This is a genomic window from Pseudomonas sp. WS 5079 (assembly GCF_012985465.1).
GTDB lineage: Bacteria > Pseudomonadota > Gammaproteobacteria > Pseudomonadales > Pseudomonadaceae > Aquipseudomonas.
The window spans coordinates 91,021-107,021 of the sequence record NZ_JAAQWN010000009.1 but is presented as its reverse complement, the minus strand read 5'-3'; the positions used below and the strand labels follow the sequence as shown (position 1 = coordinate 107,021).

At 59.7% G+C, this 16,001-nt stretch carries 13 protein-coding genes and 1 pseudogene; 8 read left to right on the top strand and 6 right to left on the bottom strand.

The annotated features are described in order from the left end of the window. Positions 1–71: 71 nt before the first annotated feature. Together lpxH and HBO05_RS22845 are read right to left on the bottom strand one after the other, a co-directional pair. Complete coding sequence (gene lpxH / locus HBO05_RS22850; protein WP_169954359.1) at positions 72–821, bottom strand: UDP-2,3-diacylglucosamine diphosphatase; 750 nt, start codon at positions 819–821, stop codon at positions 72–74. Further along, positions 818–1,321, bottom strand: coding sequence for a peptidylprolyl isomerase (locus tag HBO05_RS22845; RefSeq protein WP_169954358.1), 504 nt, complete (start codon positions 1,319–1,321; stop codon positions 818–820). The genes lpxH and HBO05_RS22845 overlap by 4 nt, the downstream gene beginning before the upstream one ends. Before the next feature lie 247 nt (positions 1,322–1,568). Between HBO05_RS22845 and HBO05_RS22840 the strand changes: the two genes are divergently transcribed. After that, positions 1,569–3,269: a glutamine--tRNA ligase/YqeY domain fusion protein gene (locus HBO05_RS22840; protein WP_172314127.1), complete on the top strand. Its 1,701-nt coding sequence runs from the start codon at positions 1,569–1,571 to the stop codon at positions 3,267–3,269. A 41-nt stretch (positions 3,270–3,310) separates the two neighbouring features. Further along, positions 3,311–4,693, top strand: a complete 1,383-nt coding sequence (gene cysS, locus HBO05_RS22835) for a cysteine--tRNA ligase (RefSeq protein ID WP_170043110.1) — start codon at positions 3,311–3,313, stop codon at positions 4,691–4,693. A gap of 73 nt (positions 4,694–4,766) precedes the next feature. Here cysS and HBO05_RS22830 read toward each other — a convergent pair whose 3' ends face one another. The 3 genes and pseudogenes from HBO05_RS22830 to HBO05_RS22825 all read right to left on the bottom strand — a co-directional run bounded on the left by HBO05_RS22830 (position 4,767) and on the right by HBO05_RS22825 (position 8,044). Then, positions 4,767–5,315: a dihydrofolate reductase family protein gene (locus tag HBO05_RS22830; RefSeq protein WP_170043109.1), complete on the bottom strand. Its 549-nt coding sequence runs from the start codon at positions 5,313–5,315 to the stop codon at positions 4,767–4,769. 227 nt (positions 5,316–5,542) lie between these two features. Continuing rightward, positions 5,543–5,901 (bottom strand): annotated as a pseudogene (locus HBO05_RS29385) (hypothetical protein). Positions 5,902–6,223: 322 nt separating this feature from the next. Further along, positions 6,224–8,044: a sigma-54-dependent Fis family transcriptional regulator gene (locus HBO05_RS22825; RefSeq protein WP_172314125.1), complete on the bottom strand. Its 1,821-nt coding sequence runs from the start codon at positions 8,042–8,044 to the stop codon at positions 6,224–6,226. 328 nt (positions 8,045–8,372) lie between these two features. Between HBO05_RS22825 and HBO05_RS22820 the strand changes: the two genes are divergently transcribed. Genes HBO05_RS22820 through HBO05_RS22795 form a run of 6 tightly spaced genes read left to right on the top strand, consistent with a single transcriptional unit; the run spans position 8,373 to position 14,302 of the window. Further along, positions 8,373–9,467, top strand: a complete 1,095-nt coding sequence (locus HBO05_RS22820) for an ABC transporter ATP-binding protein (protein WP_172314123.1) — start codon at positions 8,373–8,375, stop codon at positions 9,465–9,467. Beyond that, positions 9,467–10,564, top strand: a complete 1,098-nt coding sequence (locus HBO05_RS22815) for an ABC transporter ATP-binding protein (protein WP_170043106.1) — start codon at positions 9,467–9,469, stop codon at positions 10,562–10,564. Before HBO05_RS22820 ends, HBO05_RS22815 begins: the two co-directional genes overlap by 1 nt. Further along, positions 10,561–11,427, top strand: a complete 867-nt coding sequence (locus HBO05_RS22810) for a sugar ABC transporter permease (RefSeq protein WP_029293322.1) — start codon at positions 10,561–10,563, stop codon at positions 11,425–11,427. The genes HBO05_RS22815 and HBO05_RS22810 overlap by 4 nt, the downstream gene beginning before the upstream one ends. Before the next feature lie 10 nt (positions 11,428–11,437). Further along, positions 11,438–12,238 (top strand): carbohydrate ABC transporter permease, encoded by an 801-nt coding sequence (locus tag HBO05_RS22805; protein ID WP_017735079.1) that lies wholly within the window; start codon positions 11,438–11,440, stop codon positions 12,236–12,238. Positions 12,239–12,248: 10 nt separating this feature from the next. Further along, entirely contained in the window at positions 12,249–12,521 is a 273-nt protein-coding gene (locus HBO05_RS22800; RefSeq protein ID WP_029293327.1) for a DUF2160 domain-containing protein, read from the top strand. A 38-nt stretch (positions 12,522–12,559) separates the two neighbouring features. Next, positions 12,560–14,302: an ABC transporter substrate-binding protein gene (locus tag HBO05_RS22795; RefSeq protein WP_169954352.1), complete on the top strand. Its 1,743-nt coding sequence runs from the start codon at positions 12,560–12,562 to the stop codon at positions 14,300–14,302. Positions 14,303–14,535: 233 nt separating this feature from the next. On the opposite strand, the gene nuoN is transcribed toward HBO05_RS22795, so the two are convergent. Then, positions 14,536–15,999, bottom strand: coding sequence for an NADH-quinone oxidoreductase subunit NuoN (nuoN, locus tag HBO05_RS22790; RefSeq protein ID WP_065944419.1), 1,464 nt, complete (start codon positions 15,997–15,999; stop codon positions 14,536–14,538). Positions 16,000–16,001: the final 2 nt, after the last annotated feature.

Here is a 16,001-nt window from a genome sequence, read left to right as displayed (position 1 = left end):
TGACTGATTTACCGAGGTGCCTGCATCGCAGGCAAGCCAGCTCCTACATATTGATCGGTGTTGTGTCTGGGTTATGCGCCAGGCAACGCCAACTGCGGATTGACGAAGTCGAATGCCGCCAACTGGAAACCTTGCTCATCCACCTGCAACGCCCAACCCTGCTTGTCCCAATCCCCCAGCACAATGCGTTTGGCCGCCTGCTCGCCAATCTGCAATTTGTGAATGGCCGGGCGGTGGGTGTGGCCGTGGACCAGGGTGCGCACGCCATGGGCCTGCATTACCCGTGGCACTTCCTCGGGCGTTACATCGACAATATCGTTGGCCTTCATGCGCGTCTGCGCGCGGCTTTCACTGCGCAGCTTGCGCGCCAGCTTATGGCGGGTGCGCAAGGGCAGGTGGCGCAGGATAAACAGCACAAGGGGGTTACGCAGGATGCGCCGCAGCTTCATATAGCCGAGGTCGCGGGTACACAGGCTGTCGCCGTGCATCAACAGCACGGGCTCGCCATACATCTGCACGACGCTGGGGTCCTTGAGCAAGGTCGCGCCTGCTGCTTTGCAGAATGCCTTGCCGATCAGGAAATCGCGGTTGCCGTGCATCAGGAATATTTGGGTGCCGCTGTCGCTCAGCTCACGTAGAGCCGCGCATATAGAACGCTGGAACGGGGTCATGCCATCGTCGCCAATCCAGGCTTCGAAAAAGTCCCCCAGGATGTACAACGCTTGCGCGCCACGGGCGCGGCCGTGGAGTAAATCCAGAAACGCCCGGGTAATGTCCGGGCGCTCCTCTTCCAGATGCAAATCTGAAATCAGCAATATCACGCAATGATCTCGGCTTTCTCGATGATCACGTCTTCTGCTGGTACGTCCTGGTGGCCGGACTTCATGGTGGTGGAAACACCCTTGATCTTGTCCACGACGTCGGTGCCTTCGGTGACTTTACCGAATACCGCGTAACCCCAACCCTGTACGGTCTTGGCGCTGTGGTTCAGGAAGCTGTTGTCGGCCACGTTGATGAAGAACTGCGCGGAGGCCGAATGCGGCTCCATGGTGCGGGCCATGGCGACGGTGTACTTGTCGTTGGAGAGACCGTTGTCCGCTTCGTTCTGGATGCTTGGACGCTTGTCTTTCTTTTCTTTCATGCCTGGCTCGAAACCGCCGCCCTGGATCATGAAGTTGCCGATGACACGGTGGAAAACAGTGTTTTCGTAGTGGCCGGCTTTAACGTATTCGATGAAGTTGGCGACGGTGGTCGGCGCTTTCTCGGCGTTCAGCTCGATGACGATGTCACCGTGGTTGGTGGTCAGTTTGACTTGAGTCATGTTCATTACTCTTTTCAGGGAATTCGTGGGTTCGGCCGCCTGGGCACCTTACCGGGTTGGCTAAATTGCGGCCAAGGCGCGCAGTTTAGCGTGCCCTGCAGGAATTTCGAGGTGGTTTTTCACCGCCCATGCAATAAATGCAGCAGTTTTTGGCCATGCCCTGTCAGGTGCTTGACAGCATCGGCTATGATAAGCCCTTTGTTTGTCTGGCCCGACCCGGCCACGTACCTGTCTGTTCAAGGATCCTATGAGCAAGCCCACTGTCGACCCTACCTCGAATTCCAAGGCCGGACCTGCCGTCCCGGTCAATTTCCTGCGCCCGATCATCCAGGCGGACTTGGATTCGGGCAAGCACACGCAGATCGTCACCCGTTTCCCGCCTGAGCCCAACGGTTACCTGCACATCGGCCACGCCAAGTCGATCTGTGTGAACTTCGGCCTGGCCCAGGAGTTCGGTGGCGTCACGCACCTGCGTTTCGACGACACCAACCCGGCCAAGGAAGACCAGGAATACATCGACGCCATCGAAAGCGACATCAAGTGGCTGGGCTTTGAATGGTCCGGTGAAGTGCGCTACGCCTCCAAGTATTTCGACCAGTTGTTCGACTGGGCCGTGGAGCTGATCAAGGCCGGCAAGGCCTACGTCGACGACCTGACCCCGGAGCAGGCCAAGGAATACCGTGGCAGCCTGACCGAGCCTGGCAAGAACAGCCCGTTTCGCGATCGTTCGGTAGAAGAGAACCTGGACTGGTTCACCCGCATGCGCGACGGCGAGTTCCCGGACGGCGCCCGTGTACTGCGGGCCAAGATCGACATGGCCTCGCCGAACATGAACCTGCGCGACCCGATCATGTACCGCATCCGTCATGCCCATCACCACCAGACTGGTGACAAGTGGTGCATCTACCCCAACTACGACTTCACCCACGGTCAGTCGGACGCCATCGAAGGCATCACCCACTCCATCTGCACCCTGGAGTTCGAAAGCCATCGCCCGCTGTACGAATGGTTCCTCGACAGCCTGCCGGTACCGGCGCACCCGCGTCAGTACGAATTCAGCCGCCTGAACCTGAACTACACCATCACCAGCAAGCGCAAGCTCAAGCAACTGGTCGATGAAAAACACGTGTTCGGCTGGGACGACCCACGCATGTCGACGCTGTCGGGTTTCCGTCGTCGCGGCTACACCCCGGCATCGATCCGCAACTTCTGCGAGATGGTCGGCACCAACCGCTCCGACGGCGTGGTTGACTACGGCATGCTTGAGTTCAGCATCCGCCAGGACCTCGACGCAAACGCCCCGCGCGCCATGTGCGTGCTGCGTCCGTTGAAAGTGGTGATCACCAACTACCCGCAAGACCAGGTCGAGAACCTCGAACTGCCGCGTCACCCGCAAAAAGAAGAACTGGGCGTGCGCAAGCTGCCGTTTGCCCGTGAAATCTACATCGACCGTGACGACTTCATGGAAGAGCCGCCCAAGGGCTACAAGCGCCTGGAGCCGAACGGTGAAGTGCGTCTGCGCGGCAGCTACGTGATCCGTGCCGATGAAGCGATCAAGGACGCCGAGGGCAACATCGTCGAACTGCGTTGTTCCTACGATCCTGAAACCCTGGGCAAGAACCCTGAAGGCCGCAAGGTCAAGGGCGTGGTGCACTGGGTGCCGGCGGCTGCCAGCGTCGAGTGCGAAGTGCGCCTGTACGATCGCCTGTTCCGCTCGCCGAACCCTGAAAAGGCCGAAGACAGCGCGAGTTTCCTCGACAACATCAACCCTAACTCCCTGCAAGTACTTACGGGTTGTCGTGCCGAGCCATCGCTTGGCGACGCACAGCCGGAAGACCGTTTCCAGTTCGAGCGCGAAGGCTACTTCTGCGCGGATATCAAGGACTCCAAACCTGGTCATCCGGTATTCAACCGTACCGTGACCTTGCGTGATTCGTGGGGCCAGTGATGCAGCCGTGAGCGGCTTGCATAGAGAGAAAAGGAAGCATCGTGCTAACGATCTACAACACGCTGAGCAAAACCAAAGAAGTCTTCAAGCCGCTGGATGGCAACAAGGTGCGCATGTACGTGTGCGGCATGACCGTGTACGACTACTGCCACATCGGCCACGGCCGCAGCATGGTTGCCTTCGACCTGGTGACCCGCTGGTTGCGTTTCAGCGGCTACGACTTGACCTATGTGCGCAACATCACCGATATCGACGACAAGATCATCAATCGCGCCAATGAAAACGGCGAGTCGTTCGACGCGCTGACCGAGCGCATGATCGCCGCGATGCACGAGGACGAGGCGCGCCTCAACATCCTCAAGCCGGACATGGAACCGCGCGCCACGGACCACATCCCGGGCATGCACGCGATGATCCAGACCTTGATCGACAAGGGCTATGCCTACGCCCCGGGCAATGGCGACGTGTACTACCGCGTCGCCAAGTTCATGGGCTACGGCAAGCTGTCGCGCAAGAAAATCGAAGACCTGCGCATCGGCGCCCGCATCGAAGTCGACGAAGCCAAGCAAGACCCGCTGGACTTCGTGCTGTGGAAAGGCACCAAGCCTGGCGAGCCGAGCTGGGAGTCGCCATGGGGCGCCGGGCGTCCGGGCTGGCACATCGAATGCTCGGTGATGTCCACCTGCTGCCTGGGCGAAACTTTCGACATTCATGGCGGCGGCAGCGATCTTGAGTTCCCGCACCACGAAAACGAAATCGCCCAAAGCGAAGCGGCCACCGGCAAGACCTACGCCAACGCGTGGATGCATTGCGGCATGATTCGTATCAATGGCGAGAAGATGTCCAAGTCCTTGAACAACTTCTTCACCATCCGCGACGTGCTGGAAAAGTACCACCCAGAGGTTGTGCGTTACCTGCTGGTATCAAGCCATTACCGCAGCGCCATCAACTACTCGGAAGACAACCTCAAGGACGCCAAGGGCGCCCTGGAGCGGTTCTACCACGCATTGAAAGGCCTGCCGGTTGTGGCGCCGGCCGGTGGCGAGGCGTTTGTCGAGCGCTTCACCACGGTGATGAACGATGACTTCGGCACCCCCGAAGCCTGCGCCGTGCTGTTCGAGATGGTCCGCGAGATCAACCGCCTGCGTGAGAGCGATCTCAGCGCTGCGGCCGGCCTGGCGGCCCGTCTCAAGGAACTGGCGAGCGTGCTGGGCGTGCTGCAAATGGAAGCCGACGACTTTCTGCAAGCCGGCGCCGAAGGGCGTGTGGATGCAGCCGAAGTCGACGCACTGATCCAGGCCCGCCTGAATGCCCGTGCCAACAAGGACTGGGCAGAATCCGACCGCATCCGCGACCAACTCACCGCCATGGGCGTGGTGTTGGAAGACGGCAAGGGCGGGACGACGTGGCGCTTGGCTGACTGACGGCTGATGGCTGCACGCTGAATAAAAACGCCCCGACTGGTTCGGGGCGTTTTTGTGTGTGCTGGTTTATCAGTCAACGGTGCTCAACTGCATACCGGCTCTGGACAAAGCCATTGTCCGAGGCGCAGGTATCGATGTGGCGAAGGTCATATTCACGACCGTCTTGACTGAACAAGGGAACCCCCTGGCCCAGCAGGATCGGGATGCGAGTGATGATCAACTCATTGAGCAGGCCTGCTTCAAGAAATGCCTGGATGGTCTGGCCACCATCGATATACAGATGCTTCATACCGCGCTCGGCAAGCTGTTCGACGAGTGTGCTCACATCGACGGCCAGCACTTCTACCTTGCCCTGGAGGTGCACAGGAATCTCCAAGGTCTTGTGAGAAAGCGCAATGACCGGCGTGCCCTCATAGGGCCACTCGGGAAAGGACAGTACTTTCTCCAGGGTTTTGCGTCCCATGACCAACGCGTCAACCGTTGCGATGAAGCTGTCATACGTGATGCCGTTCAAGCCCGAGCTTTCATATTTCGGTCGGTGCAACCACTCAATATCACCGTCCGGGCGGGCAATAAAACCGTCGATACTTGCCGCGATAAAGACGGAACATTTGATCTTCATGGGTGGTAACACTCCTTTTTTACCAAGTGGAATCAGGAAGGTATCACTTTGACGCCTACAAACGGCGGCGGATGGCGCAACGACAGGGCGGTTGGCCGACTGATGGCTCACACTGAATAAAAACGCCCCGCCTGGTTCGGAGCGTTTTTGTGCGTGCTGGTTTGCAAATCAGCACCGCTCAACTGTAGGAGCTGGCTTGCCAGCGATGGCGGACCGGCGATCGCAGACTAATCTGGATGGTGAGTCGGCCTTCCTCTTTCTTGCTCTGTTCCATATTGAACGACGGCGTTGTTTACCAATAGCTCAACGCTTTCGAGCATCCGACAAATTCCTAGTGCCACACGCCGTGCAGTGCCGTCTACTTCAAAAGCCAAATGGGTTGCTAATACTTGAAGCGATGCAAGGTCTTCCGAAGCGTTAATCAACAACACCTCTGCATCTAACCCTTCGCGCACGGTGAAAAGGCGGTGATCTTCAGCAGGCCGCTTGGTTTCGGCAGGAGGGTTCAGGTAGTAGTCAATCGCTCGTTGAGCAGCCCCTGAAGCGAGGTTGAGTCTAACGGCGGGTTTGGACTGTGTTTGATCATGGTAAAGCTCCCAGAGTTATGGAGCCGCTACCCATCGCTGCGAAACGATACCCGGGTGGCAGCTGTACGCAGGTTCGCAGACCGGGACTCTAGGAACCCGGCATACCCAAAGGTATCCCGCGCACAGCCGCCATAACATCAGGCATAAAAAAGCGCCCGTTATCTTATGGTGGACGCTGTGCGTCTAGAGTTTAACCGGGCTGCGAAACCCGGTCGCTGAATTTGCAGCGACTACCGAAGATTATTGGGGCATCTTCCGAGCAGCAACCCTAAAACGCTGTCGGATAAATCTGAGGGTAGATGCATGTTGGGGCGGTTACCGTTACGTAGCGGCGCGCAACCGCTTGTATAGCGTATTGCGGCTAACCCCCAGCTCCCGCGCCAGATGGGAGATATTGCCGCCGACCGCTGCCAGTCTTTGCTGAAGGTTTTGCCTATCGTCCAGATCGCCCATCACCACCGGCTTGCTGGGTGAGGCGTGCCCCAGGTCGACAAAAAAATCATCCGGTAGATGCTCCAGGCGGATCGGTTGGTCTTCGGCCATGGCCAGTGCCACCTGCATCACGCTGCTGACCTGGCGCAGGTTGCCCGGCCAGGGATGTTGCTCGAACAATTCCAGCACTTCGGCGCTGAGCCCGGCCCACTGCGTGGGTTCGCGGTGCTGTTGCCACAGTTGCTTGAACAGCGCCTGCTTGTCACTGCGCTCGCGCAGGGGCGGCAGCTCCAGGGTCAGGCCGCCGATGCGGTAGTACAAATCCTCGCGAAACCGTCCGAGCTGCACCTGTTCGCGCAGCGAGCGGTTGGTGGCCGAGATAATGCGCAGGTCCACCGGGAACAATTCGCTGCTGCCCACCGGCTGTACGCAACGCTCCTGCAACACCCGCAGCAGCCGGGCCTGGGCAGGCAGGGGCATGTCGCCTATCTCATCGAGAAACAGTGTGCCTTTGTCCGCCTTGCGGATCAGGCCGATGCTGCCTTTTTGATTGGCACCGGTGAACGCGCCTTTTTCGTAGCCAAACAGTTCCGATTCCACCAGCTCCGCCGGAATTGCCGCACAGTTGACCGCGATAAACGCCTGCTGGCTGCGGGAACTGGCCTGGTGCAGGGCTTTGACGAAGACTTCCTTGCCTACGCCGGTTTCGCCGTGGATCAGCAGCGGGATGTCTTTTTCCAGTAGGCGCTCGGCCTGGCGCACGGCTTTTTCCACGCGGCTGTCGCCAAAGTGCAGGGTCTTGAGGCCGATGACGGTGGGGGCCGGCTCGGTAAAGATCCTGGCCTGCACCGGCGCCTGCCTGGGGCGTTTGAGCAGGCATTGGAAACGGTTGCGCCCGGCGGCTTGCAGGGCAAAGGGTAGGCCCTCGGGCTGGTTGAGCAGCTCCAGCAGCGAGACTTTGAACAGGCTGTCGATCATCACCCGTGACAGGCTGATGCCCAGCAGATTGTCGGCGCGGCGGTTGGCCGACAGCACCTGGCCACTTTCATCGAAAATCAGCAGGCCGGCCCACTGGCTGTCGAGGTTGTTCAGGCCGGTATTGAACGTCAGTTGGAAGTGTTCGCCGCCAAACAGGTTGAGGATCAGGCGGTTTTCCACGGTCTGGCTCATCATCTTGACCATGCCCAGGGTGTGGGAGGGCGGCAGGTAGCTGTCGCTGGACACATCCAGTACCGCAATGATTTCGCGGTTGGCATCAAAGATCGGCGCGGCCGAACCGGTCATGAACCGGTTGGCCTTGAGGAAATGCTCGTCATGCTCGATATGCACTGCCTGGGCGCAGGCCAGCGCGGTGCCGATGGCGTTGGTGCCGGTGGCGCGCTCCATCCAACTGGCCCCGGCGCTGAAGCCACGGGCGAGCTTGGGTTCGATAAAACGCTGGGTGCCCCAGGAGGTCAGGACCTGGCCCTGATTGTCGGCGAGCATGATCAGGCAGTTGGAATTGCTGAGGATGTTCTCGTAATAGGGCAGCACTTCCTGGTGAGTAGTCTGGACTAGCGCGTGCTGGCTCTCCAGCAACTGGCTGATGCCCTCGGCGGGCAGTTGGTCGAAACTGGGGGTGCTCTGGTGATCCAGGCCAAAGGCGCGGCAGCGGCGCCAGGAGTCCTGGATGATGGTGTCGTGGGGCAAAAGCGGGGCAGGTGCGGCCATGGTGGTGACCTTCTTTTTATTGTTGTTATGAACCGTGCACCGCTCACCTTGTGGGAGCTGGCTTGCCTGCGATGGCGTCCGTGAGATCGCTATCGCAGGCAAGCCAGCTCCCACAGGTTGAACGGTTTTACTGGGCTTACTCAGTGTTGTTCAGAACTGTTCATTGTCAACCCGCTGGTTGTTCAATTGTTCAGTTGTGAATGTTCATTTCTGTTCAGCACTGAGGACTGGTTTTGCTCAAGTCGCTGGTAAATCAACACTTTTTATTATTGGCACGAAACTGGCTCTGTCCCTGGAAGAACAATTCCAATAAGAAAAAGGGCGTGTCATGTCATTGACCCTGGAACATGTGACCCGTGTCGTCGAAGGCCAGACCTGGATCGACGACGCCAACCTGCGCTTTGAAGCTGGCTCTTTCAATGTGTTGCTGGGCCGTACGCTGTCCGGCAAGACCAGCCTGATGCGCCTGATGGCCGGCCTGGACAAGCCTGATGCCGGGCGCATCCTGATGAACGGCGTCGACGTCACCCATAAGCCGGTGCGCTTGCGCAATGTGTCGATGGTGTACCAGCAGTTCATCAACTACCCGACCATGACCGTGTTCGAGAACATCGCCTCGCCGCTGCGCCAGGCCGGGGTGAGCAGCGAGCTGATCCACAGCAAAGTGCTGGAAACCGCGAAGATGCTGCGCATCGACAAGTTCCTGCAACGTCATCCCCTGGAGCTGTCCGGTGGCCAGCAACAACGCACGGCCATGGCTCGGGCGCTGGTCAAGGATGCCGAACTGATTTTGTTCGACGAGCCCCTGGTGAACCTGGACTACAAACTGCGCGAAGAGCTGCGTCAGGAAATGCGTGAGTTGTTCAAGGCCCGCAACACCATTGCCATCTATGCCACCACCGAACCCAACGAGGCACTGGCGCTGGGTGGCACCACCACCATCCTCCACGATGGCCGGGTGATCCAGAGCGGCAAGGCCGCCGAGGTCTATCACCAACCGCAGACCGTGCTGGCCGCCGAGCTGTTTTCCGAGCCGCCGATCAACCTGATGCCGGGGCGCATCAGCGGCAACGAAGTGAGTTTCGCCAACGATGTGCACTTCCCATTGAACGTAGACCTGCGGCCGGTTGGCGAGGGCGAGTTCCGTTTTGGCGTGCGTCCCAGCCATATCAGCCTGGTGCCCAGCAACGACGATGACCTGGAACTGGCGGTCACCGTGGAAGTTGCGGAGATCAGCGGCTCGGAAACCTTCCTGCATGTGCGCAGCGAGCATTTTTTGCTGGTGTTGCACCTACCGGGGGTACACGAGTACGACGTGGATGCGCCGATCCGCATCTACATACCGACCCATAAACTGTTTGTGTTCGATGGCCAGGGTCGTTTGGTCCAGGCTCCCGGGCGCCGTGTCGCGAGGGTTGCCTGATGGCCGAGATCCATTTGCAGAACCTGGCGCATAGCTACAGCCCTACACCCACAGGGCCTGAAGACTACGCCATTCGCGAAATGAACCACGTCTGGGAGCAGGGCGGTGCCTACGCATTGCTCGGTCCTTCGGGGTGTGGCAAATCAACCCTGCTCAACATCATCTCCGGCCTGCTCAGCCCTTCGGAAGGCCAGGTGCTGTTCGACAGCAAGGTGGTGAATGACCTGACCCCGGAAAAGCGCAATATCGCCCAGGTGTTCCAGTTCCCGGTGGTCTACGACACCATGACGGTGTTCGATAACCTGGCATTCCCCCTGCGCAACCAGGGCATGGCCGAGGCGAAAGTGCACAGCAAGGTGCAGGAAATTGCCGAGGTGCTCGACCTGCAGAACCTGCTGGGTAAAAAAGCCCGCAACCTCAGTGCCGATGAAAAGCAAAAGGTCTCAATGGGCCGTGGCCTGGTGCGCGATGACGTGTCGGCGATCCTGTTCGACGAACCGCTGACGGTGATCGACCCGCACCTGAAGTGGAAACTGCGGCGCAAGCTCAAGCAGATCCATGAGCAGTTCAATATCACCATGGTCTACGTCACCCACGATCAGTTGGAGGCCTCGACCTTTGCCGACAAGATCGCGGTGATGTACGGCGGGCAGATTGTGCAGTTCGGCACCCCACGGGAGTTGTTCGAGCGTCCCAGCCATACCTTTGTCGGCTATTTCATCGGCAGCCCTGGAATGAATCTGATTGAGGTGCAGGCCGATGCCGGTGGGGTGCGGTTTGCCGGGACACATCTGGCGTTGTCCGAAGTGCAGCAACGGCAGATATCGGAAAAGGACTACAAGAAACTCCAGGTCGGCATACGTCCCGAGTTCATTCATGTGTGGGATGAGCCCAATCCCGACGCGTTGCAGGCCGAGGTCATGCATGTCGAAGACCTGGGCACCTACAAGATCCTGACCCTCAACCTCGACGGCGCGCCCTTGAAGGTGCGCCTGGCCGAAGACAAACCGGTGCCCGAAGGGCGGGCGTCGATCAGCTTCCCGGCGCAGTGGTTGATGGTGTATGCCGATGATTACCTGCTGGAGGCGCGCCCATGAACAAGGTGCAGAACAACAAGGCCTGGTGGCTGGTGTTACCGGTGTTCCTGCTGGTGGCGTTCAGTGCGGTGATCCCGATGATGACTGTGGTCAACTACTCGGTGCAGGACATTTTCGACCAGTCCAGCCGCTATTTCGTCGGGGCCGATTGGTACAAGCAGGTATTGCTGGACCCGCGCCTGCATGACTCGCTGTTGCGCCAGTTCATCTATTCCGCGTGTGTGCTGCTGATCGAGATCCCGCTGGGCATCGCCATCGCCCTGACCATGCCCACCAAGGGCCGCTGGTCGTCCCTGGTACTGATTGTGATGGCCATCCCGCTGCTGATCCCGTGGAACGTGGTCGGCACCATCTGGCAGATCTTTGGCCGTGCCGATATCGGCCTGCTGGGGTCGAGCCTGAATGCCATGGGCATCAACTACAACTATGCCGCCAACACCATGGACGCCTGGGTCACGGTGCTGGTGATGGATGTATGGCACTGGACCTCTTTGGTGGCGCTGCTGTGCTACTCGGGGCTGCGGGCCATACCGGATGTGTACTACCAGGCTGCGCGGATTGATCGGGCATCGGCCTGGGCGGTTTTCCGACATATCCAGTTGCCGAAGATGAAGAGCGTGCTGTTGATCGCGGTGATGCTGCGCTTCATGGACAGTTTCATGATCTATACCGAGCCGTTTGTCCTGACGGGAGGCGGGCCGGGTAACGCAACGACCTTCCTAAGTCAGACCCTGACCCAGATGGCGGTAGGGCAATTCGACCTGGGGCCTGCAGCCGCGTTTTCCCTGGTGTATTTCCTGATCATCCTGTTGGTGTCCTGGCTGTTCTACACCGCCATGACCCACTCCGACGCCAACCGCTGAGGCCGCCAACATGAGCAAGCGCAAGGTCATCCCGCTGCTGATCTACATCCTGTTCCTGCTGGTGCCGATCTACTGGCTGCTGAACATGTCCTTCAAGAGCAACACCGAAATCCTCGGCGGCCTGACGCTGTTTCCGCAGGACTTCACCCTGGCCAACTACAAGGTGATCTTCACCGACCCCAGTTGGTACACCGGGTATCTGAACTCGCTGTACTACGTGAGCCTGAACACCGTGATTTCCCTGACGGTGGCACTGCCGGCGGCCTACGCGTTTTCGCGTTACCGCTTCCTGGGCGACAAGCACCTGTTCTTCTGGTTGCTGACCAACCGCATGGCGCCGCCGGCGGTGTTCCTACTGCCGTTTTTCCAGCTGTATTCGTCCATCGGCCTGTTCGATACCCATATCGCCGTGGCCCTGGCCCACTGCCTGTTCAACGTGCCGCTGGCGGTGTGGATCCTGGAAGGCTTTATGTCCGGGGTGCCCAAGGAGATCGACGAAACGGCTTACATCGATGGCTATAGCTTTCCGAAGTTTTTCGTGAAGATCTTTATCCCGCTGATTGGCTCGGGGATCGGTGTCACGGCGTTTTTCTGCTTTATGTTTTCCTGGGTCGAGCTGCTGCTGGCGCGCACCCTGACGTCCGTGAATGCCAAGCCGATTGCCGCCGTGATGACCCGCACCGTGTCCGCTTCGGGGATTGACTGGGGTGTGCTGGCGGCCGCCGGGGTGCTGACCATCCTGCCGGGCATGCTGGTGATCTGGTTTGTGCGCAACCATGTGGCCAAGGGCTTTGCCCTCGGCCGGGTCTGAGGAAACGATGATGGAATGGATGGCCTGGACCACCCCGACTGCGCTGTTTTTTGCGGCGATTGCCCTGTTGCTGGCGGGCATGACCACGTGGGAATTGCGCTCGCCGAGCATCCCTCGGCGCGGTTTGTTACCGATCAGCACCACCCGTGGTGATCGCCTGTTTATCGGTCTTCTCGGGAGCGCCTACCTGCATCTGCTGGTGATTGGCGTAACCGGCTGGAGCATCTGGGTGGCGTCCGCGCTGTCTGTGGTGTGGCTGTTGTCTGTGATGCGTTGGGGATAGCCACAGGCATCCCTTTTGATCCCAACCAGGAGGTCTCTATGTTCGATAAAAACAATAAGCTGCGACATAGCATTTCATTGGCCGCAGTCTTGGCACTCAGCGGCCTGAGTGCTGCAGCCTGGGCCGATGCCTATGAAGATGCCGCGAAAAAGTGGATCGGCAGCGAGTTCAAACCGTCCACCCTCAGCGAAGCCCAGCAACTTGAAGAGTTGAAGTGGTTTATCAAGGCCGCCGAGCCGTTTCGTGGGATGAAGATCAATGTGGTGTCGGAAACCCTCACCACCCACGAGTACGAATCCAAGGTACTGGCTAAGGCCTTCAGTGAAATCACCGGGATCAAGCTGACCCACGACCTGCTGCAGGAAGGTGACGTGGTGGAAAAACTGCAGACCCAGATGCAGTCGGACAAGAACATCTATGACGGCTGGGTCAACGATTCCGACCTGATTGGTACGCACTTTCGCTATGGCAAGACCGAATCCATCACCGACCTGATGGCCAATGAAGGCAAGGACTTCACCTCGCCGACCCTGGACCTCAAGGACTTTATCGGCATCTCGTTTACCACTGCGCCGGACGGCAAGATCTACCAGTTGCCCGACCAGCAGTTCGCCAACCTGTACTGGTTTCGCGCCGACTGGTTCGAGCGGGCCGACCTCAAGGCCAAGTTCAAGGAGAAATACGGCTATGAACTGGGCGTGCCGGTGAACTGGTCGGCCTATGAAGATATCGCCAAGTTCTTCAGCGAAGACGTCAAGGAAATCGACGGCAAGCGCGTGTACGGCCATATGGACTACGGCAAGAAGGATCCGTCCCTGGGCTGGCGCTTTACCGATGCCTGGTTCTCCATGGCTGGAGGCGGCGACAAGGGCTTGCCCAATGGCTTGCCGGTGGACGAGTGGGGGATTCGGGTCGAGGACTGCCACCCGGTGGGTTCCAGCGTGACCCGTGGCGGCGACACCAACGGCCCGGCCGCGGTGTTTGCCACGCAGAAGTATGTCGACTGGATGCGCGCCTATGCGCCACCGGAAGCGGCGGGCATGACCTTCTCCGAATCCGGGCCGGTGCCGTCCCAAGGCAACATCGCCCAGCAGATCTTCTGGTACACCGCCTTTACCGCTGACATGACCAAACCCGGCCTGCCAGTGATGAACGCCGATGGCACGCCGAAGTGGCGCATGGCACCGTCGCCCCGCGGTCCGTATTGGGAGGAGGGCATGAAGCTGGGGTATCAGGACGTGGGCTCCTGGACCTTCCTCAAGTCCACGCCTGAGAAGCAAAAACTGGCAGCTTGGCTGTATGCGCAGTTCGTTACGTCGAAAACCGTGTCCTTGAAGAAAACCATCGTCGGCCTGACGCCGATCCGCGAATCGGACATCAACTCCCAGGCCATGACCGACCTGGCACCGAAACTTGGCGGCCTGGTGGAGTTCTATCGCAGCCCGGCGCGGGTGCAATGGACGCCGACCGGCACCAACGTGCCGGACTATCCACGCTTGGCCCAACTGTGGTGGAGCCACATCTCGGAAGCCGCCAGCGGCGAGAAAACCCCGCAACAGGCGCTGGATGGCCTGGCCAAGGACCAGGACGCCATCATGACGCGCCTGGAACGCTCCAAGGTGCAGCCGATCTGTGGGCCGAAGATGAACCCCGAGCGTGATGCCCAGTACTGGTTCGATCAGCCGGGCGCGCCCAAGCCGAAACTGGCGAACGAAAAGCCCAAGGGTGAAACCGTCAACTATGCCGACTTGCTCAAGTCCTGGGAGGCGGCACGTAAGTGAGGTAGGGCAGATAGCACAACGGCACCGTGAGGTGCCGTTTTTTGTGGTGTCGCTGCTGCCGCCATCGCGGGCAAGCCCGCTCCCACACTTGACCGTATTCTCATGATGAAACCGGATCAATGTGGGAGCGGGCTTGCCCGCGATGGCGACGCCAGTGGCACCGCATATCTGCCCCCAGAAACGCAAAACGGCACCCAAGGGTGCCGTTCTGTTTACTGCTTGAGCCTAAGCGATCAACCCGCCATCACCGCATGCTGCACCAGGGTGAGCAACGGTTGTGGGTAGACACCCAGGAAAAACGCCAGCAGGGCAATGGCCAGCAGCATCACGCCACCGGCTTTCTGTTCCCAGTGCAGTTCGGCGTCCACACGGCGCAGGTTTGGCTCGATCAGGTACAGGGTGACCATCACGCGCAGGTAGTAGAACACGCCGATGGCGCTACCCAGTACCAGGGATGCCACCAGCCACCATTCGTGGGCTTCGACACCGGTCGCGACGATGTAGAACTTGCCGATAAAGCCTGCGGTCAGCGGGATGCCAGCCAGGGACAGCATCATCACGGTCAGTACGGCGGTCAGGTACGGACGGCGCCAGAACAGGCCGCGGTATTCGTACAGGGCGTCGGCGTCACGGCCTTTGTAAGGCGAGGACATCAGGGTGATCACGCCGAACGCGCCGAGGCTGGTGATCACGTAGGTGACCAGGTACACGCCGATGGCTTCCACCGCCAGGCCCTTGCTCGCCACCAGAGCGATCAGCAGGTAGCCGAAGTGCGCGATGGACGAGTAACCCAGCAGACGCTTGAGGTTGTTCTGGGTCAGGGCCAGCAGGTTACCGAACAGGATCGACGCAATGGCGATCACGGTCAGTACGTCGCTCAGCACACCGGTGTTGGCGGCGGGGGAGATCTGGAACAGACGCACCATCACCGCAAACACTGCAACCTTCGACGCGGTAGCCAGGAACGCGGCTACCGGCGCCGGGGCGCCTTCGTACACGTCCGGGGTCCACAGGTGGAAGGGTACCAGCGACAGCTTGAACGCCAGGCCGATCAGCATCATGGCCAGGCCCAGTTGGGCGATTGGCGCAGGCATGCTGGTGGCGGCCAGGGCGTGACCGATACCGCTGAAGCTCAGGCTGCCGGCTTCGGCGTAGAGCAAGGCCATACCGAACAACAGGAACGCGGAACCTGCGGCCGACAGCACCATGTACTTGATGCCGGCTTCCAGGGAGCGCTTGTTGAAGAAGGCGTAGGCCACCAGGCCGTAGGTCGGGATCGACAGCAGTTCCAGGCCGATGAACAAGCCGGCCAGGTGCTGCGCGCTGACCAGCACGATACCGCCGGCCGCAGCCAGCAGGATCAGCAGGTACAGCTCTTCGCGGTTGCCCGGGTAGCCGGTGCCGCCCTCGCCGAGGTAGGCGTGGGCGAGGGTGACGCAGGCCAGTGTCGCAACCAGGATCAACGCGGTGTACAGCAGCGCGAAGTCATCGATCATGACCAGCGGGGTCACCGCCAGCGGGGCTACCTTGAGTGCCGGGATAATCGACAGCAAGGCCAGGTTCAGGCCTGCGGTGGACAGCAGGAACGTCTGTGAGTGATTGCGGCGCCAGGCGATTGCCAGCATCACCACCACAATGGTGAGGCTGGTAATCAGCAGCGGCGCAAGCGCGATAAAGTGTTGGATCGTGAATTCCATAG